General features: G+C 59.9%; 21 protein-coding genes and 1 tRNA gene. 9 read left to right on the forward strand and 13 right to left on the reverse strand.

Going from position 1 to position 20,610, the window contains the following annotated elements; all coding sequences use genetic code 11:
- Window positions 1–93: 93 nt before the first annotated feature.
- On the forward strand, window positions 94–1,719 hold the full coding sequence (locus HKD28_RS06995; protein WP_194267863.1) for a porin: 1,626 nt from the start codon (window positions 94–96) through the stop codon (window positions 1,717–1,719).
- A 311-nt stretch (window positions 1,720–2,030) separates the two neighbouring features.
- Window positions 2,031–2,261 carry a hypothetical protein gene (locus tag HKD28_RS07000; RefSeq protein WP_194267715.1) on the forward strand — a complete coding sequence of 77 codons (231 nt, stop codon included), beginning with the start codon at window positions 2,031–2,033 and terminating at the stop codon, window positions 2,259–2,261.
- Here HKD28_RS07000 and HKD28_RS07005 read toward each other — a convergent pair.
- From HKD28_RS07005 to HKD28_RS07040, 8 genes are read right to left on the reverse strand one after another with little or no spacing between them, the layout of a single operon-like run.
- The gene (locus HKD28_RS07005) at window positions 2,258–3,055 is read right to left on the reverse strand and encodes an MBL fold metallo-hydrolase (protein ID WP_194267716.1); all 798 of its coding nucleotides are present in this window, start codon (window positions 3,053–3,055) and stop codon (window positions 2,258–2,260) included. The genes HKD28_RS07000 and HKD28_RS07005 overlap by 4 nt on opposite strands.
- Complete coding sequence (locus HKD28_RS07010) at window positions 3,052–3,837, reverse strand: TatD family hydrolase (protein WP_194267717.1); 786 nt, start codon at window positions 3,835–3,837, stop codon at window positions 3,052–3,054. Before HKD28_RS07010 ends, HKD28_RS07005 begins: the two co-directional genes overlap by 4 nt.
- Complete coding sequence (gene metG / locus HKD28_RS07015; protein ID WP_194267718.1) at window positions 3,834–5,369, reverse strand: methionine--tRNA ligase; 1,536 nt, start codon at window positions 5,367–5,369, stop codon at window positions 3,834–3,836. The genes HKD28_RS07010 and metG overlap by 4 nt, the downstream gene beginning before the upstream one ends.
- A gap of 30 nt (window positions 5,370–5,399) precedes the next feature.
- The gene (locus HKD28_RS07020; protein ID WP_194267719.1) at window positions 5,400–6,323 is read right to left on the reverse strand and encodes a DNA polymerase III subunit delta'; all 924 of its coding nucleotides are present in this window, start codon (window positions 6,321–6,323) and stop codon (window positions 5,400–5,402) included.
- Window positions 6,320–6,964, reverse strand: coding sequence for a dTMP kinase (gene tmk / locus HKD28_RS07025; protein ID WP_194267720.1), 645 nt, complete (start codon window positions 6,962–6,964; stop codon window positions 6,320–6,322). The genes HKD28_RS07020 and tmk overlap by 4 nt, the downstream gene beginning before the upstream one ends.
- A 4-nt stretch (window positions 6,965–6,968) precedes the next feature.
- A complete protein-coding gene (locus tag HKD28_RS07030; RefSeq protein ID WP_194267721.1) occupies window positions 6,969–8,243 on the reverse strand; it encodes a D-alanyl-D-alanine carboxypeptidase family protein in 1,275 nt (424 codons plus the stop codon).
- Entirely contained in the window at window positions 8,240–9,091 is an 852-nt protein-coding gene (locus HKD28_RS07035; protein ID WP_194267722.1) for a septal ring lytic transglycosylase RlpA family protein, read from the reverse strand. The genes HKD28_RS07030 and HKD28_RS07035 overlap by 4 nt, the downstream gene beginning before the upstream one ends.
- Entirely contained in the window at window positions 9,078–10,085 is a 1,008-nt protein-coding gene (locus HKD28_RS07040; RefSeq protein ID WP_194267723.1) for a lytic murein transglycosylase, read from the reverse strand. The genes HKD28_RS07035 and HKD28_RS07040 overlap by 14 nt, the downstream gene beginning before the upstream one ends.
- Before the next feature lie 193 nt (window positions 10,086–10,278).
- On the opposite strand from HKD28_RS07040, the gene HKD28_RS07045 reads away from it, so the two are divergent.
- The gene (locus HKD28_RS07045) at window positions 10,279–10,845 is read left to right on the forward strand and encodes a DedA family protein (protein WP_194267864.1); all 567 of its coding nucleotides are present in this window, start codon (window positions 10,279–10,281) and stop codon (window positions 10,843–10,845) included.
- 5 nt (window positions 10,846–10,850) lie between these two features.
- Window positions 10,851–11,915 (forward strand): ATP-grasp domain-containing protein, encoded by a 1,065-nt coding sequence (locus HKD28_RS07050; RefSeq protein WP_194267724.1) that lies wholly within the window; start codon window positions 10,851–10,853, stop codon window positions 11,913–11,915.
- Window positions 11,916–11,927: 12 nt separating this feature from the next.
- Here HKD28_RS07050 and HKD28_RS07055 read toward each other — a convergent pair whose 3' ends face one another.
- The gene (locus HKD28_RS07055) at window positions 11,928–12,392 is read right to left on the reverse strand and encodes an MlaD family protein (protein ID WP_099286401.1); all 465 of its coding nucleotides are present in this window, start codon (window positions 12,390–12,392) and stop codon (window positions 11,928–11,930) included.
- A gap of 158 nt (window positions 12,393–12,550) precedes the next feature.
- Here HKD28_RS07055 and HKD28_RS07060 point away from each other — a divergent pair, with 158 nt between their 5' ends.
- Window positions 12,551–13,393 (forward strand): undecaprenyl-diphosphate phosphatase, encoded by an 843-nt coding sequence (locus HKD28_RS07060; RefSeq protein WP_194262042.1) that lies wholly within the window; start codon window positions 12,551–12,553, stop codon window positions 13,391–13,393.
- A gap of 38 nt (window positions 13,394–13,431) precedes the next feature.
- Entirely contained in the window at window positions 13,432–14,973 is a 1,542-nt protein-coding gene (locus tag HKD28_RS07065; protein WP_194262043.1) for an APC family permease, read from the forward strand.
- On the opposite strand, the gene HKD28_RS07070 is transcribed toward HKD28_RS07065, so the two are convergent.
- Window positions 14,965–16,164, reverse strand: a complete 1,200-nt coding sequence (locus tag HKD28_RS07070) for a mechanosensitive ion channel family protein (RefSeq protein ID WP_194267725.1) — start codon at window positions 16,162–16,164, stop codon at window positions 14,965–14,967. The genes HKD28_RS07065 and HKD28_RS07070 overlap by 9 nt on opposite strands.
- 215 nt (window positions 16,165–16,379) lie before the next feature.
- On the opposite strand from HKD28_RS07070, the gene HKD28_RS07075 reads away from it, so the two are divergent.
- Window positions 16,380–16,454: transfer RNA gene (locus HKD28_RS07075), tRNA-Met, on the forward strand.
- 42 nt (window positions 16,455–16,496) lie between these two features.
- Window positions 16,497–17,399, forward strand: a complete 903-nt coding sequence (locus HKD28_RS07080) for a glycosyltransferase family 2 protein (protein WP_235993359.1) — start codon at window positions 16,497–16,499, stop codon at window positions 17,397–17,399.
- Between the two features lie 60 nt (window positions 17,400–17,459).
- Here the strand turns inward: HKD28_RS07080 and HKD28_RS07085 are convergent, their stop codons facing one another.
- Complete coding sequence (locus tag HKD28_RS07085; RefSeq protein WP_228125447.1) at window positions 17,460–17,921, reverse strand: DUF4167 domain-containing protein; 462 nt, start codon at window positions 17,919–17,921, stop codon at window positions 17,460–17,462.
- Between the two features lie 277 nt (window positions 17,922–18,198).
- On the reverse strand, window positions 18,199–19,044 hold the full coding sequence (gene prmC / locus HKD28_RS07090; protein WP_194267726.1) for a peptide chain release factor N(5)-glutamine methyltransferase: 846 nt from the start codon (window positions 19,042–19,044) through the stop codon (window positions 18,199–18,201).
- Between the two features lie 30 nt (window positions 19,045–19,074).
- Here prmC and HKD28_RS07095 point away from each other — a divergent pair, with 30 nt between their 5' ends.
- Window positions 19,075–19,545: a hypothetical protein gene (locus HKD28_RS07095; protein ID WP_194262048.1), complete on the forward strand. Its 471-nt coding sequence runs from the start codon at window positions 19,075–19,077 to the stop codon at window positions 19,543–19,545.
- A gap of 3 nt (window positions 19,546–19,548) precedes the next feature.
- Here the strand turns inward: HKD28_RS07095 and prfA are convergent, their stop codons facing one another.
- Window positions 19,549–20,610, reverse strand: coding sequence for a peptide chain release factor 1 (gene prfA, locus HKD28_RS07100; protein WP_194267727.1), 1,062 nt, complete (start codon window positions 20,608–20,610; stop codon window positions 19,549–19,551).

A 20,610-nucleotide genomic window follows, 5' to 3' on the forward strand; every position in this document is an offset into this window, starting at 1 on the left:
GCGCTAGGAAAAGCGGTGTAGTCCATTTCTGCCGGTGAGAGCACATACTCGATCACCGGTATATCCGCGGGAGCGGCTGTTTATATGTCATCTATGTCCCTGTGCCGCCTGAGTCTTCTGGGAAGCACATTCTGCGTTGCTGTTCTCTCCGCCCTCCCGACCATCGCACGGGCTGATGATTATACGGAACTGCTCGACATCCTTCGCGCCAAGGGCAGCCTGAGCCGTTCGGAATACAACGTACTGCTGTCACATCACCAGCATCACGCGCACCCCTCGCTGCAACGTGACGACGACGGAGCATCCCCGGCACCCGCACGCCATCGCAACCGTTACATGCGCTATGGACCCCAGAACGAAGGCAGCAGCCTTGATACTCCACCTGACGTGACGACAATTGCCGCAGTCTCCGCAGCGCGCCGTGCCGCCATGGAAGCCTCGGCCAGCGCACAGGACGCGCGCAACTCCCTGATGGAAGCACGCAGGACGTATAATCCGGACAGTATCGTGCGCGTGAAGCCCTATGTCGCGGGCAAAGGCGTTACGATCCAAGCGGGCCAGATCGACATCAACATTTCCGGCTTCGTCAACGCGTACTATACCTATAACAGTCCGAGCGGCGGCCGCCCTGTCGCGGGCGGCGTTTCCACCGGTAGTAGCGGGTTCGACTCATCTTCCGTCCGTAACGGCCTTCTGCCGGGTGGTCTGATCCTGAAGCTGAACACGGTACAGGAAGGCATCAAGCTGGGCGCCGTGTTCGGCATGTATCCCGGCATCAACAACAACGACCCCAGCACTTTCAACGCCAATTCCGGTGGCAGCCCGGTGGGCCTTGGAACCGCCGGCCTCGATTTCCGTCAGGTTTTCATGACTGCGGGAACCGACGAACTCGGTACGGTCAAGCTGGGTCGTGATATTGCGCTGTTTGCGTCCGATGCCATCCTGAACGACGCCACGCTTCTCAGCGTTGGCAGCACCGGCAGCAACGCCAACCCGGCCAATACGTCTCTCGGCCGCATTGGCGTCGGTTACGTCTATACTGACTGGCTTCCGCAGATCACCTATATCTCACCGAAATGGAAAGGCTTTCAGGCTTCCGTCGGTGTGATGACACCGCTTGACGAATATAACTTCGCAGGCGGCGGACTTTCTGCGACGACGACCCAGCACAGCTCGCCCATGCTTCAGGGCAAAGTTACCTATGACGGCAATATTGCCGGCTTCACAACACGCTTCTGGAGCAGCTTCCTCGTTCAGCATCAGCAGAACCTGACCAGTGCGACCCTTGGCAGCAACAGCCGCAAGGGCACGACGGTTGAGGCTGGCGACGTGGGCGTCAAACTTTCGCGCGGTCCATTTGAGGGCGTGGCGTATTATTATTATGGCAGTGGCCTTGGCACGACGGGCCTGTTCTTCGACGGTGTCTCGGCGCAGGGGCGCAAGCGTGATTCGGAAGGCTACTACGTTCAGGCGGCCTATAAGATCCTGCCGAAGCTCAAGGTTGTCGGCAGCTATGGCGTCAGCAATCTCTATCAGGCCCCCGGTGAAGACAATCCGTCCATGGTCCGCCGCAACCAGTCGGAAGTCGGAGCCGTCTATTACAACCTGACGGACTGGTTCACGCTTGTGGGCGAATATGCCCATACGGAATCGGACGCCCACGGCATCGCACATGAGAGCGACCATACGATGTCGGCCGGTGCGATGATGACGTTCTGATCTTGAAGGATCGGGCAATGCGCCCTGCCCGATCCTTCAAAAACATGAAAATATTTTTCGTCTGCCTTTTGTGCTCCCTGTTTGTGTTTCATCGACGGGGTGCAGCACAACCTCGCCCCGACATACAGGACGTCATAAAGACGAAGCTCGGATTATCCCACTATCAGGGAGCAGAAGTCGCGCTGGATGCAACAGGTCAGACGCAGCAATATCTTGTCTATTCCCGGGACAACAGATGGTGTGGAGCAAGTGGTGGCTGCACACTTTTCATTCTCACAGGGCATGCAGGCAAATGGAAACTTCTGTCACGCATGACACTGGTTCATCTGCCGGTTCGTATCCTGCCCGTTCTGTCTCATGGCTGGCACGATCTCGAAATTTCCTATTCTGGACAGTTGCCAGATGGGCACCCTGCCCTCGTCCTAAGCCGCATGCGGTTTGACGGAAAACGATATCCGCTCAATCCCTCGGTTCCTCCAGCTGAACCACTCCCGCACGCAACAGGGCAGAGTGCTCTCTCACCAGACAGCCCGGTCCATTAAGCCTGAAGTTCGAGAACCATTCCGTCATAGGCAGGCTCAACACCCTCGGGCAGCGTCTTGCACAAGGTCTGATAGTCCATGTCCGGGCCCATATGGGTCAAAATGACGTGCTTCACCCCAAGCCGCTCGCGCCATTCCAGCACGCGTTCCAGCCAGGCATGGGCTGGGTGCGGATCGTACTGGAAACAGTCCACAATCCAGGTCTGCACCCCTTCGAGTAGCGACAGGGTCTCGTCCGAAAGTGTTTCGACGTCTGTGCTGTAGGCAAAATTACCGCAGCGTACGCCCAGAGACGTGATCCGCCCGTGACGCTGTTCGAAAATCTGAGCGTTAAGTCCGGGAAACGAAATCGTCTCTGCGGCCTGCACGATCCGTTCATCGAAGACCGGCCGATAGAAGTCGGGGCCCTTCCAGGGCGCGAACGCATAGGCATAGCGCAGGCGCAGTTCTTCAAGCACATCCTGTGTCGCCAACAATGGCAGCGGCGTTCCGATCACGCGGTTGATGGCGCGCAATTCGTCCAAACCGCCGATGTGATCGCTATGCGGATGTGTATAGAGGACCGCATGAACATGGCTCAGACCACAATTCAGCATCTGATCCCGAAAATCCGGCCCTGAATCCACAAGAAGCCGAAACCCGCCCTCACCTTCGATCACGATTGAGGAGCGGGTGCGACGGTTGCGCGGTTCGGCGGGGTCGCAGGCGCCCCAGATCCCCGTCTGTGGTCCCTCCTCGCCCCCAATCATCGGAACGCCAGCGGAGCCGCCACATCCAAGGATCGTCACCTTCATGCAGCGATCCTCGTGAACAGACGACGGGCGTTTTCAGTCGTAATTCGGGTAATGTCTTCGAGAGAAACGCCGCGCTCTTCTGCCAGACGTGCCGCTGTATGAGCAACATAACCCGGTGTGTTGGGCTTTCCGCGTTTCGGAACGGGCGCAAGATACGGGCTGTCCGTCTCAACCAGCAGACGATCTTCCGGCACCATCCGTGCGACTTCGCGGATTTCCTCGCATTTCGGGAAGGTCAGCAGGCCGGAAAAGCTGATATAGCCCCCCAGTTCCAGAGCCGCTTCCGCCAGTTTTGGACCGGACGCAAAGCAGTGAATCAGGAACGGAAATGTGCCCTTCGCATGCTCTTCGCGCAGGATGGCAATCATATCGTCGTCGGCGTTGCGGGTGTGGATAACGACCGGCAGCCCCGTCTGGCGCGCAGCCGCGATATGGGTTCGGAACGCGGCATGTTGGGCGGGTTTAGCCTCATCGCCGCTATGGAAATAATCCAGCCCCGTCTCCCCGATTGCCACGACGCAAGGCGCTTCGGTTTTGGCGACAAGCTCCTCAACCGACGGCAGACGCTCCTCACCCGCATAATCCGGGTGAATGCCGATCGCACACCAGATCCGCAGCTCCGGAGTGTCGTGCTGCGTCAAGGCAATCTGGGTATCTGCTTTGGAAAACCGTGTCCCGATCGTGATCATTCCGGACAGACCCGCTTCCCGTGCCTGCTCGAAAGCAGGCGCGAGATCGTCAAGCTTGTCCAGATGACAATGCGTGTCGATCAGTCCCGTCATGCCTCTTCCTCGACGAAGCGCGGAAACAGGCCTTCGGGCTTGGGAAGTGTGCGGCCAGCCGGAAGCAGCGTTTCAAGAGCCGCGAATGTCCGCTCGTCGTCCTGCACGCCAAGCTGCGTGAGCATCTTGTCCATCGTGTCCGGCATGAACGGCTGCAGCATGGTTGCGATCCCGCGGATCATATCCACAAGAACGCGCAACACATCGGCCATTCGCTCTGGATCAGTCTTTTTCAGAGCCCAGGGGGCCTGACGGTCGATATAGGAATTAGCGGCACGGATGACTTTCCAGACTTCCTCCAGCGCATCGGTAATCGCCTTGCGCTCGATCTGTTCGGACATGATCGTCGGCAGCAGCGTTGCCATCGCCAGCATGGCCTGATCGTCTTCGGTCAGTGTGCCGCGCGCGGGCAGAACACCGCCCAGATTGCGGGCCACCTGGCTCAGTGTGCGCTGGCACAGATTGCCAAGATCGTTGGCGAGTTCGACATTCGTGCGCGTGATCATGGAGCGGCGGCTGAAATTGGAATCGCCACCGAACGGCACTTCACGCATCAGGAAGAAGCGCAGCGCATCCAGCCCAAACTCGTCGGCCAGAGCCTTCGGATCGAGGACATTGCCGAGAGACTTGCTCATCTTCTCGCCCTCGACCGTCCACCAGCCATGGGCAAACACGCTCTTCGGCAGATCGATGCCAGCCGCCATCAGGAACGCGGGCCAGTACACGCAATGGAAGCGCGCGATTTCCTTGCCGACGACGTGGATGTCTGCTGGCCAGAACTTCGCGCGGGGATCATCAAGATCAGGATAGCCGACCGCCGTCAGGTAATTCGCCAGCGCGTCGAACCAGACATACATGACATGGTCCGGATCGTTCGGAACCGGAACACCCCATTTGAAGCTCGTGCGGCTGACGGACAGGTCGCGCAAGCCCTGACGCACGAAGCTCTCGATCTCACGACGCGGGCCGACGGGGCCGATGAAATCGGGATTGTCCTCGTACAGCTTCAGGAGGCGATCCTGAAAATCGGACAGACGGAAGAAGTAGGACGGTTCCTTGACGCGCTCGACCGGGGCACCGGAAGGGGCCACGAACGTCCCGTCCGGCTTTTTGACGAGTTCGTCTTCGCCGATGAAGGCTTCATCGCGGGTGGAATACCAGCCTTCATAGGCGCCCAGATAGATATGTCCGTTCGCCGCGACCTTCTCCCACAGCGCCTTGGCCGCGCCCTTGTGGCGCTCCTCGGTGGTGCGGATGAACTCGTCGGTCGAGATCGCCATGTCCTTCTGCATCTGGCGGAAGGAGGCCGACACCTCGTCGGCATAAGCCTGCGGGTCCATGCCCTTGGCCACAGCGGTCTGCTCGACCTTCTGGCCATGCTCGTCCGTGCCGCTGACGAACAGGACGTCTTCGCCATTCAGGCGATGGAAGCGGGCCAGAACGTCAGCCGCAATAGAGGTGTAGGCATGCCCGATATGCGGAGCGCCGTTCACATAGAAAATCGGGGTCGTGATGGTGAAGCGCCGCGTCATGTCCACTCGTTTCATAACGCCCTGACCACCTCAACTGGCGGAAGCGAGTTCCGCTGCCTGACGGATGGCCTGGGCCTTGTCCAGATTGAAGCCTTCGGTCTGGCGTCTCAGCGTATCCAGTTCGGAACACTGCCGCGCCGCCAGATCGGCCTTTGCAAGATCCCCATGTCGCGCTGCCGAGCGCGCACGGTCTGCCAGTCCCTCGCCTAGCAAATCGCAGAGCAATGCGAAACCTTCCGCTTCTTTTGCAATACGTTCGCTCAGAGCCATGGTTGCCGAAGCACGCACCTGTCCACCAAGGATTTCCGCCACAAATGACGCAATCGCCCCGTCCCGATCGTGCGAGAGAAAGAGTGCCCGACCCGGCGATCCATGCGCGCGCGCCAGCACATCGACAGAAATACCGGGCAAGGCGGCGCGCATATCCGCGTCGGACAGCGCGGACAGCGTGAGCATGCGGCACCGGCTGCGGATCGTAGGCAGGAGCGCACCCGGAGAAGACGTCGTCAGCAGCAGGACGCAGCGTGGGGGCGGCTCTTCAAGGATCTTGAGCAGGGCGTTGGCTGCGAAACGGTTCAGATATTCCGCGCCGTCCACGATCACCACGCGCCAACCGCCTTCGGTCGCTGTATGATGCAGGAAGGTTTGCACCGGTCGCACATCTGCTGCCGTGATTTCGCCGCGCAGACGGCCTTTTTTCTCGTCCACGGCCCGCGAGATTTCCAACAGATCCCCGTGCGTGGACGCCGCGATACGCCGCGCTGGTGCCGAGTCCGGATTTTCCGCATTCAGCAGCAGCCGCGCCAGACGGAAGGCCAGCGTTGCCTTGCCAATCCCTGCCGGACCGCAGATCAGCCAGGCATGATGGAGCTTGCCGCTGGCCAGAGCCTGCCGAAACGTCGTTTCCGCCTCGTCATGACCGTACAGACCCAAAGTGTGACGCGGGTCGCTCACACGCCCTGCACCATCAGGCGGTCCTGCACTGCCCGCAGAAGATCTGCACTGACGGCCTCCGGCGTCTGGGCTGCATCCACGCGTTTCACGCGCGCGGGGTCAGCCGAGGCAATCGCTTCAAATCCGGCCAGAACGCGCTCGTGAAACGCTTCCGCCTGACCTTCGTAACGGTCCGTCTGCCCGCCCCGAGCACGAAGACGTGCGAGCGCCTCGGCCCGAGGCAGTTCCAGCATGAGCGTCAGATCCGGCTCGAAATCCACGAGTTTGCGCGCACCATTCAGAAACGCCAGAATCTCGGGCACGCCCTGCCCGACGCCATGGCCCTGATAGGCAAGCGTCGAATCATGGAAACGGTCACAGACCACGATCTCACCACGCTCCAGAGCGGGGAGAATGGCGTTGTCCAGATGGTCCGAACGTGCCGCCATGTGCATCAGGATTTCCGCCCGCCAGGACAGATCAACTTTCCCAAACAGCAGCAGGTTGCGGATTTCTTCCGCGCCCGGCGTGCCACCGGGCTCCCGCGTCAGAAGGACGTTATGCCCCTCCGCGCGTAGGGCTTCGGCCAGAAGGCGGGCCTGCGTGGATTTCCCCGCGCCCTCACCGCCTTCGAGTGTGATGAACAGTCCTTTTCCAGCCATGCCCTTACTGCGCGGGGCCGTGGCCCAGACGCGTCATGGCGCGGGCGACTAGTCCAAGTTTCGCCACCGATTCTCCGGCCTCAAGCGGGACGCGGATATCGGCCATGTTCGGGGCGGAAATCACGAGCGCGCCACAAACCTGCCCTTTCGTTACCGGTGCGATGACCGGCGAGGCATAATCCACGGCGATATGCGAGCGCTGCTGCCAGCCGACGGGCAGCGTCATGACGATATCGGCACCGGCGACGAGCGGAACCTGACGGTGTTCGCCCATCCACACGGGTGCGGAATCCACGACCTGCCCGCGACGGAACAGCGTGGCGTTCTCGAAATTCGCAAACGCCCAAGACATCAGACGCTCGCCTTCATGGGCGCGCTCGTTGCTCGACGCCGTACCGTTGATGACGACGATGACGCGGTTGCCGTTGCGCTTGGAACTGGCACAGAGACCAAAACCGCCCGCATCGGTATGACCGGTCTTCAGGCCGTCAGCGAGGCCCTTGTCAACCAGCACGTTCCGGTTGCCCTGACGGATGTGGTTGTAGGTGAATTCAAGCTCACCGAAATAATGGTAATATTGCGGGAAATCGCGGATCAGATGCGACGCCACTGTCGCGACATCGCGGGCCGTCATGTAGTGACCGTCCGCCGGAAGGCCCGTTACGTTGAGGAAGTGCGAGTTCATCATGCCGAGCTTCGGCGCTTCCTCATTCATCATCGCGACGAAGCGTTCTTCGGACCCGGCGATACCTTCGGCGAGCACGATGCAGGCATCATTGCCGGACTGGATCAGCATGCCCTGAATGAGGTCGGACACCAGAACGCTCTGGCCCAGCGGCACGAACATCTTGGAGCCCTGCGTGCGCCAGGCTTTCTCGCTGACTGGCAGGCTCTGTTCCAGACGGAGACGCCCTGTCGCCAGCATGCCGAACACGATGTAAGCCGTCATCATCTTCGTAAGCGAAGACGGTGCCATACGCTCGTCAGACGCCTTGTCGAGCAGGACCGCGCCCGTGTCGTAATCGACAACATAGGCCCAGCGCGCCACGGTATCAAACGGGCCGATCGGCGTGTTCGCGGGCGTTCCAGCCGGCGCGTCTGCCGCAGGGGCCGCAGCAGCTTTCGCAGCGTGAGCCGCATGGTGGTGCGGGCGGGCAAACGCCTTCAGGGGTCCCGCAAAAGAAGCACAGGCCGCAATGCCTGCCACCCCACCGAAAAGAGAGCGTCTAGTCCGCACGTTCGTCCCCAGTTCCACGGCCTTCAGACAACGGGCCGTCATTCCACAATGATCCGCGCGCCCTCTACCCCGCACAGGCGGGTGTGGTCCAGTGCCGCATCGGCCTGTGCGATGTCGGCATAGGGTCCACCAAGAACGCGCCACTCCAGTCCCGCACCTTCGGAGGCGTGCAGAACCGTACCGTTACAGCGCAGGGCGACACCTGCCGCTGCTGCATGGCCGGAAAATATTCCCATCAGGACATACAGCCCCGAGGGCCCCGGACTGCCCTGCATCCATGTCGCAGGCAGCGGCCCAACGCCCACGGATGCTGTCGTCGCGGACGAGTCGTTACCATAGACATGCGAAGACCCGTCACTGAGCGATGTTTCGCGCACTTCGCCCACTGGTGCGGCAGAAATGCTTTGCGCGACCGGTCTTCCCCCCAGCCCTTCCGCCAGTGTGCGGCTGGCCACTTCATCTTCAATCACCTCAACGGGTGTATCGGCGGTCATGCCCAGCAGATCGGCCGCTTTCGGAGAGAGTGCGATGATGCGTCCCTGCCCCTCCGGCCCACGATCCGTCAGCCGGATACGCACGATCCGCCCATTTAGCAGATTGCGGACGCTGACGATCGCCGGGAGCTGGAGCGTCTGATGCGCGCCCGTCATGCTCTCCGCAGACCAGATTTCCCCGTCAGCGCTCAGGCCGGAAGCAGGCGCTTTCTGGCGCGTCGCCAGACCTGTCATGCGATAATCAAACTGCTCGCTTGGGTAAAACCATCCCTGTGCGCCATGCCACGCAGCACCCAGTTCGTAATGCGGATGCGCAACAGGCGCAGGTTCGTCGCGGTGACAGGCTCCCAGAACCGGCAGAAGGGCGAGAACGGCCCCGCAATTACGCAGAAACAATGCCCGTCCCCAGAAGCCCGACGCCCAGCGCATAATAGTCCGACGGGTTGTACCGGCGGATTACGTTGAAGTTGTGATAGACCATGAAAGCCTGCGTTCCCGGACCATCGGGCTGCACGACAGCGCCCTTCACGTCCCGGCGCGAGAACGCCGTCCCGTCTGCCCGGCGCACACCCAGCGCCATCCATTCCCCCAGTGTCCGCTGACGGGTCCGACCGGTTTCGTTTTTGTCGAGCGCTCTGGTGAGGATGATTTCCTGTCCCCACGGTTCATTGACCTGCCAGCCGGACTTACCGAGATAATTGGCGATGGACGCGAACACGTCTGCTTCGGACGTCCAGATATTGCGCTTGCCGTCTCCGTCGCCGTCCGCCGCATAGCGCAGATAGGCGCTGGGCATGAACTGCGCCTGCCCCATCGCTCCGGCATAACTGCCGATCATGGCCGCAGGGGCGATATCGCCGTCATTGAGGATCTGGAGCGCTTTCATGAGCTCGTTGCGGAAAAATGCCGAGCGTCGTCCGTCATAGGCCAGAGTCGCGAGTGCATCGATGACGGAATACGTCCCGTCATGCGCTCCAAAACCCGACTCGAGGCCCCAGATCCCCATAACGGCACGGTCGTCGCATCCAAAGCGTGCGCTTACGGGAGACATCACGGACTGCTGGGCAGCATAGACGCTCCGTCCCTTTGCAAAGCGCGACTCCGGCAGAACGCGATCGCGATACTGTGCCCAGGTCAGGGTGAACTCCGGTTGGTGGCGGTCCAGTTTGAGGACGGAGGCATTGGGGGTACGGGTCAGGGCGAGCGCCTGTGAGACGATCGACGGCGCGATCCCCTGTGCCAGAGCCTGCGTCCGGACGCTGTCGAGAAAAGCGGCATAACTCTGCGCTGATGTCTGGGAGGCAGCCTGCGCGCTGGCAGAGGAAAGCCCCACTGCGGCGGAACCGGCAACGGAGGTCAGGGTAACAAGCAGATGACGTCTTTGAAGCACGGTCAGGACCAGTCCCTTACAGGGAGAAATGATAGGGCACACGCTAGCAATCCGCAGCCCGGACCGCCAGCCTCGCCAGAACTCTGTCAGCACTCTCGCAGAGCATTCGCGCCGAAATATGGCACGGCAAGATTGTCGCGGGCGCGCTGGCGTGCGAAACCGGCGACTGAATGTTCATGGACTCTCCCCACTCGTGATCGCCATCGGCCCCGCCATGGCCTCGCAGCCAGCATGGCTGAAGGCGGCCACAATCATTGTGGGCACCTTCATCCTTGAAGACGTGGCAACGGTACTCTCCGCCGTCGCGGCCCGTGCGGGCGAGGTGAGTATTCCGCTGGCTCTGGGTGCGCTCTATTTCGGCGTGGCAGTCGGAGATCTTGGCCTGTACGGCCTTGGGGCGGCAGGTGCGCGCTGGCCTTATCTCAGGCGCTTTCTGACGCTGCCCAAGCGCGAACGCACACAGGACTGGTTCAGCACGAATGTCATCCGCATCGTTGCCATTTCCCGTTTCGTGCCCGGCGCCAGGCTTCCGCTCTATACCGCCTGCGGTTTTTTCCACGCGCCGTTCCTGCGTTTTGCCCTGACCGCAGTTCTGGCTACGCTGGTGTGGACGACATGTCTTTTCCTGCTCGCCATGCGGGTCGGCGGCTGGCTTCTTGCCCATCAGGGCGGCTGGCGCTGGGCCGGACTGGCGGGGTTTGTCCTGTGTATCGTCGTCGTCGGGCATCTGATCGCCCGTCTCCAGACCGTGAGCAAATAACAGCAATGTCCAAGTCAGAAGCCGACCAGAACCCGCTTTCCCTTTTTGAATTCTGGCCCGGTTCCATCTTCTACACGCCCATCGTCCTGTACTGGATCGTCATGGGGATCAAATACCGCGATCTCAGCATCTCCACGGCCGCCAATCCGCGCATTGAAACGGGTGGCCTGTGTGGTGAGAGCAAATCGTCCATTCTCGATATGGGGGGCGCCACGGCGCAGTCCTTCATCGCGCCCTATGCCGTCTTCCGCAGTGGCAAAGGCGCGGACCACCGTGCGCTGGATGCCATGACCCGTAAGGACTTGTCCTTTCCTGTCGTCATCAAGCCCGATATCGGCTGTAACGGCACGGGTGTGAAGCTCGTCCAGTCCCGTGAACAACTTGAAACGGTTCTGCCGCAGTTCCCCGACGATGTGGACATGCTGGTTCAGGAACTCATCACCTATCCCGTCGAGGCCGGACTGTTCTACATCCGCCATCCCGACGAGCCACGTGGGCGCATTACTTCCATCACTTACAAGGAAGCACCGGTCCTGACGGGCGATGGCGTGTCGACGATCGAGGAACTGATCCTGAGCGACGCGCGCATGAGCCTCGTTCCACAGATCTACCTGCCGCGCCTTGCAGGTCGGGAAAAGAACGTCCTTGCCAAGGGCGAAGAGATGTCACTGGTTTTTGCGGGCAATCACTGCAAGGGGTCCGTCTTCCGGGATGGGCGCGCCGATACCACGGATGCGCTGACGGCCCGTCTGGATGCCATCATGCAGGACATCCCGGATTTCCATTTTGGGCGCGTGGATGTGAAAGCCGCCTCCATCGAAGACCTGCGTCGTGGTGAGAATTTCCGGATTATCGAAATCAATGGCGTCGGGTCTGAAGCCACCCATATCTGGGACCGGCGGACGACGCTCTGGGAAGCCTATCGCGCCCAGTTCTCCCATTACCGCCAGACCTTCCTGATCGGGGCCGCCAACCGGGCGCGAGGCTGGAAAACGTCCGGCGCGTTCTCGATGCTGCATTCCTGGCGCAAACAGCGTCGCCTGCTGGCGTCCTATCCTCTGAACGACTGACGAAAGCGGGCCTTACTGGCCCAACTTGCCACCACCGAAAATATAATTGCTGACCTGCTGCTCCAGAGAGAGCTGATCCTGCGTATCGGTAATCTTGCCCTCGCTGGAGAGCGTCGTGCGGGAATGACCCGGCTGGATCTGCAGGGCGTTGTCCGCCGTCATGGTCGGCGCACCGATTCCCACAGCCGTGTCCACCGGAAGATGCAAACGCTGGTCCACCGTAAAAGCGACATCCGCCATCTGCGTTCTGGGGTCGAGTTTAATGGACACGACGCGCCCCACCGGAACACCTGCGAGATCGACATTCGCACCCGTATGGAGCCCGTTCGCGGAATTGAAGGCGGCATGCAGGACGGAGCCCTGAAAATCCGGCCCCTTACGCAGGGCATTGCCGTAAGCGAGGAATGTTCCGGCAATCGCCAGAACCAGACCACTGGCCAGGATGGCGCCCCCGCGGCCGCTCAATGTTGACTGCATGCCAGCCTCGCCTTCCCGAAAATCTTGAACAGATCGGGAGTTAGTCCTCCCATGACCGACCGGTCAAGGCTACATCCGTGGTTGCGTCGATTGTAACCATCGGGCAAGTGATCTCTTTTCCGCCTTTGTAAACGAAGGCTTTCACCGAGACAGGCTCCATGACGCTTCTCCAAGCCCTCATTCTCGCCGTCGTCCAGGGAATTACCGAACCCTTTCCGGTAAGCAGCCTTGGTCATGCCGTTCTACTTCCTGCGCTTCTGCACTGGGATCTGGATGAGCACGCACCGACATTCCTGCCGTTCCTGACCATGCTTCATGTCGGAACGCTGGTCGCACTGGCGGGTGTGTTCTGGAAGGACTGGGTGGCTATTCTGACCGGAATGATGGGCCGTCATGGTCGCCACGCCCAGATGGATGCGATTCGGGTCTTCCTGCTCCTCGTCATCGCCACCATTCCCGCCGTACTGGTCGGCTGGCTTCTGGAGCATCGTCTGCGGAATGTTTTCGGCTCCCCCATCGCTGTCGCGGGTTTCCTGATCCTCAATGGCTTCCTGCTGATGGCGACTGAGTGGCTCCGCCGCCAGAAAGGCCAGCGCGACCATCGACCCATTTCGACACTCGCTCCAAAAGACGCCGCCATCATCGGCATCTGGCAGTGCCTTGCCCTTCTGCCCGGCCTGTCCCGCTCCGGTGCCACCATGAATGGCGGTCTTCTGCGGGGTCTGGACCACGAAACGGCCGCGCGCTTCTCCCTGCTGATGGCCCAGCCCATCGTGCTGGCTGCCACGGTCCGTGAAGCCTGGCAGATGCGCCACATGACGATCTCCCATGATGTCATGGTGCAGTGCGTCGCAGGTGCCATCGTCGCCGGAATCACCGCACTGATCTGCTCGCTCCTCATGCTGCGTTTCTTCCGCAACCATGACGGCTGGGCGCTCACACCCTTTGGTGTCTACTGCATTGTGGCCGGGGCGTTTTCCGCTGCCGTCATTCTTCTCTGAACTTCCCAGCCGCCGTTTTTCGCGGCACATTACGGATCATGCCAGCATCGATACAATCTCCTCCTGACGTTTCCGGATCAGGTCGCCGGAAGACCCTTGAACAGGTCCTGTTCGAAAACGATACGAACGGCCTCAAGCGCAGCCTGACGGCGACCCAACTGGTCATTCTTGGCGTCGGGTCCACGATCGGCGCTGGCATCTATGTCATGACCGGCACGGCGGCGGCCGAATATGCCGGTCCGTCCGTTCTGATCTCTTTCGTCATTGCCGCCCTCGCCTGCCTGTTCACCGCGTTTTCCTATGGCGAACTGTCTTCGACGCTCCCTGTATCGGGATCGGCCTATTCCTATGCCTATATCTCAATGGGCGAAAAAGTGGCCTGGATGGTCGGCTGGCTGCTGCTTCTGGAATACGGCATCTCGTGTTCTGCCGTTGCCGCCGGTCTTTCAGGCTATGCCAGCTCCCTTCTGGGCATCACCGGCTTTCATATTCCTGCGGCTTTGACCCATGCCACACTTCAACCCGTTGCAGGCACGGCTGGAGCGCAGATCAGCGCAGGATGGCGCTTCGACCTGATCGGCTTCGTAGCAACGCTTCTCGTCACGGCCCTGCTCGTGCGCGGCATTGAGGAATCAGCCCGCGTCAACACCATGATCGTGGCGCTCAAGGTCGGCGTTCTGTTCGTCTTCGTGGCGTTTGGGATCGGTGCCATCAATCCGGCAAACTGGCATCCGTTCATTCCCCCCAGCGAAGGTGGGTTTCATTATGGCGTGCGCGGCATCTTTCGTGCGGCCTCGGTCATTTTCTTTGCCTATGTCGGGTTTGAAGCTGTTTCCACCGCTTCTGCCGAGGCCCGCAATCCCACGCGTGACGTGCCGATCGGCATTATCGGAAGTCTGCTGATCTGTACGGTCGTCTATATGATCGTCGCCACGGTGCTGCTCGGGATCGTACCCTATCGTGAACTCGACGTACCGGATCCGCTCGCAATTGCCGTGAAGATCATGCACACGCCCTGGCTGGCCTTGCTGGTCAATGTTGGGGCCACGATCGGTCTGTGCTCGGTGCTGATGGGCCTGATGTATGCCCAGTCCCGCGTTTTGCTGACCATCAGCCGCGACGGCCTGATCCCGCAGATCTTTTCCGTCATCCATCCTCAGCTCCGCACGCCGTGGATCGGCACGATCGTGCTTGGCCTTGTTGTTGCCCTCATCACCGCGACACTGCCGATCGACATCATCAGCGACCTCGTGTCCATCGGAACAGCGGCTGCGTTTGGAATTGTGTGCTTTACCGTGATCTGGCAACGCAACACACGGCCGGACATTGTTCGCCCCTTCAGTGTCCCGCTGGGCGGTATCCGTATCCGCGGGTTCTGGATCGGTACGACACCTGCGCTGGGCATTCTGTTCTGTCTGGTGATGACCATCCCGTTGGTTTCAGACATGGTCAGCGCCGTCAGAAGCGGCAATCCGGTGCCATTGGTCCTTCTGGTGACCTATCTGGTTCTGGGCGTCGCAACATACGTCTTCTACGGCCGCAGACACTCAAAAATGCGCCCGGGACTACCTTTAGTCTGACGACATCGACGCACTGCTCATTCCGGGCCCCATATAACTTCCCGGTGGCGGGCGTCCGATCGGGGGCGCCATCTGCTCCCATGGGTCCTGCCCGCCCGGACCGGGGGGCATCATGGAAAAACGCGAACGCGGGAGTGCTTCGGGGCATTCATCGCGGATCCGGGCGATGATCTTCTCGCGAATATCACACCGCAGATCCCAGCTCTGAAGCGCCGTCCGTGCGCTGGCGATGATACGGATGGACATGACATGCGCGTTGCAGTCGGCCACCTGCACGTCGAACACACGCCCATCCCAAAGCGGGCAGCCCCGCACGATCTCATTCAGCATCTCGCGGATTTTATCCATCGGCGCTTGATAATCGACCCACAGGAATACCACGCCGATAATGGCTGCTGAATTATGCGTCCAGTTCTCGAACTGGTTCTCCAGAAAATACGAGATCGGCACGATATGTCGCCTCCAGTCCCAGACACGCAGCACCACATAAGTCGCGTTAATTTCTTCCACCCAGCACCAGTCGCCATTGATGATGATCAGGTCTTCCATCCGGATCGGCTGCGTCAGCGCAATCTGTACGCCAGCAATCAGGTTCGTCAGAAGCCCGCGCGCTGACAGGCCGACGATCAGGGACGCCGCACCCGCTGAGGCAAACAGTGACAGTCCGTACTGCTTGACGGACGGGAACAACATCAGGGCCGATGCCACCGTTACAATCCCCACCAGAATCTCTGTCAGCCGCCGCAGGACGCGGATCTGCGTCTGGTGCGAACGGATCATGATGTCGTCGGTCTGCTCCCGCGATGCGAGGCGGTTGAGATAGACCTCCGTCATGATCCGGAAGACCATGATCGCGGAGAAACCGAAGGTCAGGATCAGCAGAAACAGCAAAAAGAGCTGAAAGTTATCTTCCTGTGCCGCCGTAAAACCCGTTGCAGCCGGGAGCGCCGACAGCATGGCCAGCAGGGCAACCATCAGCCGCGTCGGCCTGCGGAGAGACGAAACGATACGCCGGATCAACGCGGCCTTGCGCGATCCTGGGATTTTCAGAAGCTGTGTCGTGACAAGATTGCCGCAATAGAACGCCAGCACCCCCACTACCACAAGCATCAACACCGAAACGACGGACGCCGGAAGCCAGGTGAAATAGGATCTTATGGCAAACAGGGTGCTGACAAAGTGCTGCATCACCAGATGAAAGACTCCTTGCATCGAGAGAAACTGGAAAAGCCCTGAAGGCCGGATTGATTGGAAAACCGTGATACCTCAAATGCCACGGCCGGCCGCAGGAATGCGACCCGTAAAAAACATCTTATTTTATGCCGCATTTTCCTGAACCTAACGTGTTGACACCCGGAAAGATCCCCCTTAAAACCCCGCCACAACGCCGGTTTGACCGGCAGGATGGCGGTGTAGCTCAGTGGTAGAGCAGGGGAATCATAATCCCTTGGTCGGCGGTTCAAATCCGTCCACCGCTACCATTCTTTTCCTGAAAAATTTGTTTTTTCCTGGCCAAAACGCTGATGCGTGAGGTCATTTCCTGTAGTCTGCGGGACATGATCAAAAAGCCCCTCGCCGTCGTGACCATGGTTTATAACGAACCGGAGCATCTTCAGGTCTGGCGGCGTCATTATGGCGCACAGGTTGGGGAAAGCGCTTGTTACATCATCGATCACGGGTCAGATGACGGGTGTACGACGCATCTGGGACAGGTGAATGTCGTTCGAATTCCCCGCTCTCCCCAAGACGACGAACGCCGCACCCGGGCGGTCGGAAAATTCTGTGACAGTCTGCTCGAATGGTATGACAGCGTCATCTATACGGATGTGGACGAAATCCTCCTCGCTGACCCCGCTTTCGTCCCGTCCCTGACTGAATTCGCGCTATTGAACCGAAGCCCCGTGGTCACGGCGACGGGCTTTGACGTCATCCACCGTCCGGATGAGGAAGGCCCGTTCGACTACAGCCGCCCCTTCTCTTTACAGCGCCGCCATCTCCGCTTTTCGAGCGCGATGTGCAAACCGGTCCTCACCCGCATTCCCATCACCTGGGCTCCGGGTTTCCACTGCTGCGAAGAAGCGGTTCCCAGCCTCGCCGCACCTCTTTTCCTGTTCCATCTGCGTTATGCTGATCTGGGTTCGGGTCTGGCGCGGCTGGAGCGGACCCGCAGGCAGCCCTGGGTCTCGGAAGACGTCGGACGTCATCAGCGCCTCGACAATGCGGACTGGGAAAATATGCTGCTTGGAATGGCAGGACTGCCCAGAACGGAAAGCACGCTCGACAATCGGGACGCGCGCCTCATGCAGTGGCGCCAGCAGGTCGAGGACAGCACCCAGACGCGCCTGAACGATCTGTACCGCCTTGATCTGCATCTGAGCGGAACAGAACTCTGGCGCCTGCCAGACCGCTTCGTAGGGCGCGTCTGAGGCACAAAAAAACCGGCTCCTTACGGGCCGGTCTTTTTAAGGCGCTGAAGACAGAACGTCTTATTCTGCTTCGACTTCCGCCGCACGACGATCATGATCTTCATCGGAGGAACGCTCCGAAGCGTAGTCCCCTTCCTGCTCGGATGACGGGGCCTCGTCTTCACCACGCTCACCGCGTGCCTCACGACGGTCTTCGTAAGCCCGCTGCCGCTGCTGCTGGCGCTCGTTACGCTCCTGCTGGCTTTTCTCAGCGGCCTGATTCATGGCGTTGAGAATACGGAAATAATGCTCCGCATGCTGGAAATAGGCTTCTGCAAGAATGCGGTCGCCAGTTCCGGTTGCGTCGCGGCCAAGCTGGAGATACTTCTCGAACAGCTGCTGCGCCGTACCGCGGACCCTGAGATCAGGCCCGTTACTGTCAAACACATGGTTGCGGTTCAGAGGTGTCTGGGCATTGCTACTGCTACGTGACGGCCCACTGCCCGCACGATGATGCCGGCCTCTTATGCGCTTCATATTCATCGACCCGTGATGCACTTTCATGATGACGTGGACCGTTCTGCAAGCACAGAAAGTTCCGACCGCCGCTATCGAAAAAGACGTCTGTCTGTTCCGCTATGGCTGAACCCGGCTCAGCCAGTCTTCCATCGTCAGTGCAGAATGACGTGAACGATGGGCAAAGATACGCCTGAGAGTGTCTGTAAAACACCTTCAAATTCGTATGCATTGGCTTTAGCCATACCAAGTTCCGTCAGTCAAGCCAACGGTTTTTCGTTATCTCACGCCATTGTCTGTCTTCTTATCCGGGCAAATGCAAAACCAGCGCTCTTTCCACCCCCCCCAGATCTTTCCGGCGCCCTACGTCCCGCAGTCCGTTTTGCACTCCAAGCGCAGACACGTCGTCGATCTGCCCGATCCCCATCTCAAAGATGGCGTGCCCTCCCGGTACCAGCAGATCCGGCAGAGCGGCACACAGGATACGATACGCCTCAAGCCCGTCTGGTCCGCCATCAAGAGCCCGCGCGGGTTCATAGCGCACAACTTCGGGCATCAGATCCGACAGATCTCCGGTCTCGATATAAGGTGGATTGGAGAGCACGAGATCGAACCGGGCATTCAGGGCTTCCGCCCAGCTTCCGGCGAAAAAAACACTCCGTTGCTCAAGCCCCGTACGAGCGGAATTGCGTCGCGCCAAAGCTGCTGCCTGAGGAGACAGATCAACGCCCACGCCTGTTGCCTGAGGGTATTCGGACAGAGCGGCGAGCAGCAGACAACCCGTTCCCGTGCCCAGATCCAGAATGGACAGCGGTGCATCCCGATCAGGGTGGATATCCAGCAATGCTTCGATCAGGGCCTCGCTGTCGGCACGGGGGATCAGCGTGTCGCGCCCCGTCTCCAGATCCAGTGTCCAGAAACCCGTCTCGCCCGTGATGAACGCCAGAGGCTCCCGATTCAGTCTGCGCGTCAAGGCCTCTGCGAATCGTGTCTGCTGGACGTCATCCACGCCATCCAGAGACAGCAGCCCTCCCAAATCCCGTCCTGTCGCCCAGCACAGCAGAAGCCGCGCTTCGCGACGGGCATCTTCGATTCCGACCCGTTCCAGTGCCTGTGAGGCCTCGCGCAAAAGATCATCTTTGGCCATCATCTTCAAAGCGAACCTGCTATAGTTGGTGTCATGACGTCCAAACGTGCATTCCTCTTTTCCGCCCTGATGCTTGGCTGCACCCTCACCCCCGTTCAGGCGCAGTCAGACCTGTCCAGGGAACTGCCCCCGTCCTTTACGGTAACGGACGAGCGAGCGCCCGAAGAAATTTCGGAAGTCTCGCGCCTCTATCTGGATGGCAATCTGGTTGCAACATTCAGACTCGGGCTGTCCAAGGCGCATGAGACGCAGACCATCGTGCTGCCGGTTGGCCGTTCCGATGTGGATTACGCCCTGTGCGGGGAAATCACCATTGTACGGAATGGCCATCAGGAAACCCATCAGGTGAGCAGCGAGGGGCAGCTCCACCATCCTGAAGGCCATTCCCTCGACGCCGTGGGCAGCAATAATTTCACGGACTTCTTTCTGGTCGATTACGACGATGCCGCTGTCGCAACCCATCGGCATGGGCGTGCTGCCGTTTGTGCCACACCCAACACCTGAAGCTTAAAAGCCTGCGGCAGCGAGCAGTTCCGTCTGTTCTTCCCGGGTCAGGGCGTCGATGATCTCGTCGAATTCACCGCTCATGATCCGGTCGATCTTGTAGAGCGTCAGATTGATGCGGTGGTCCGTCACGCGACCTTGCGGAAAATTATAGGTCCGGATGCGCTCAGACCGATCACCGGTCCCGACCTGTGATTTCCGATCTGCGGCCCGCGTGGCATGAAGTTGTGCACGCTCGCGTTCGTAAAGCCGCGCGCGCAGGATCTTCAAAGCCTTGGCCTTGTTCTTGTGCTGGCTTTTCTCTTCCTGCATCGCCACCACGATCCCGCTGGGCATATGCGTAATGCGGACCGCACTTTCGGTCTTGTTGACGTGCTGACCACCTGCACCGGATGCGCGATACACATCGATCCGCAGATCGTCGTCATTGATCGTGACATCAACCTCTTCAGCTTCGGGCAACACAGCAACAGTTACGGTCGAAGTATGGATGCGACCCTGGCTTTCCGTGGACGGGACACGTTGAACGCGATGCACACCGGATTCGTATTTCAGACGCGCGAAGACAGAACGGCCTGAAATGGTCGCCATGCCTTCCTTCAGGCCTGCGACTTCATTTTCGGAATATTCCATGACTTCGAAACGCCAGCCATTCTGTTCCGAAAAGCGGCGATAGGCATCGAACAGTTCCGCAGCGAACAAACCAGCCTCGTCGCCACCAGCGGCGGGTCGGATTTCAAGAATGGCGCTGCGTTCGTCAGCCGCATCTTTCGGCAGGAGCGCGAGACGCAGGGCGTGCTGGAGGTCGGGCAAGGTCGCCTCGATCTCTGCCAGCTCCATCTGCGCCAGTTCACGCATTTCCGGGTCATCGAGCAGGGCCTGCGCCCCGGCTTTCTGCTCTTCCGCGCTTTTCCAGGCCTGAATGGACGCGACCACCGGTTCCAGTTCGGCATATTCCTGCGACAGACGGGTGAAATCCTCACCCGTCAAATCGCCGGAAGACATCAGGGCCTGAACTTCCTCTGAGCGTGCGACAATCCGCTCAAGCCTGTCGTCAAATGCCAT

Origin of the sequence: Gluconobacter cadivus (assembly GCF_015244745.1) — a bacterium.
Classification (GTDB): domain Bacteria; phylum Pseudomonadota; class Alphaproteobacteria; order Acetobacterales; family Acetobacteraceae; genus Gluconobacter; species Gluconobacter cadivus.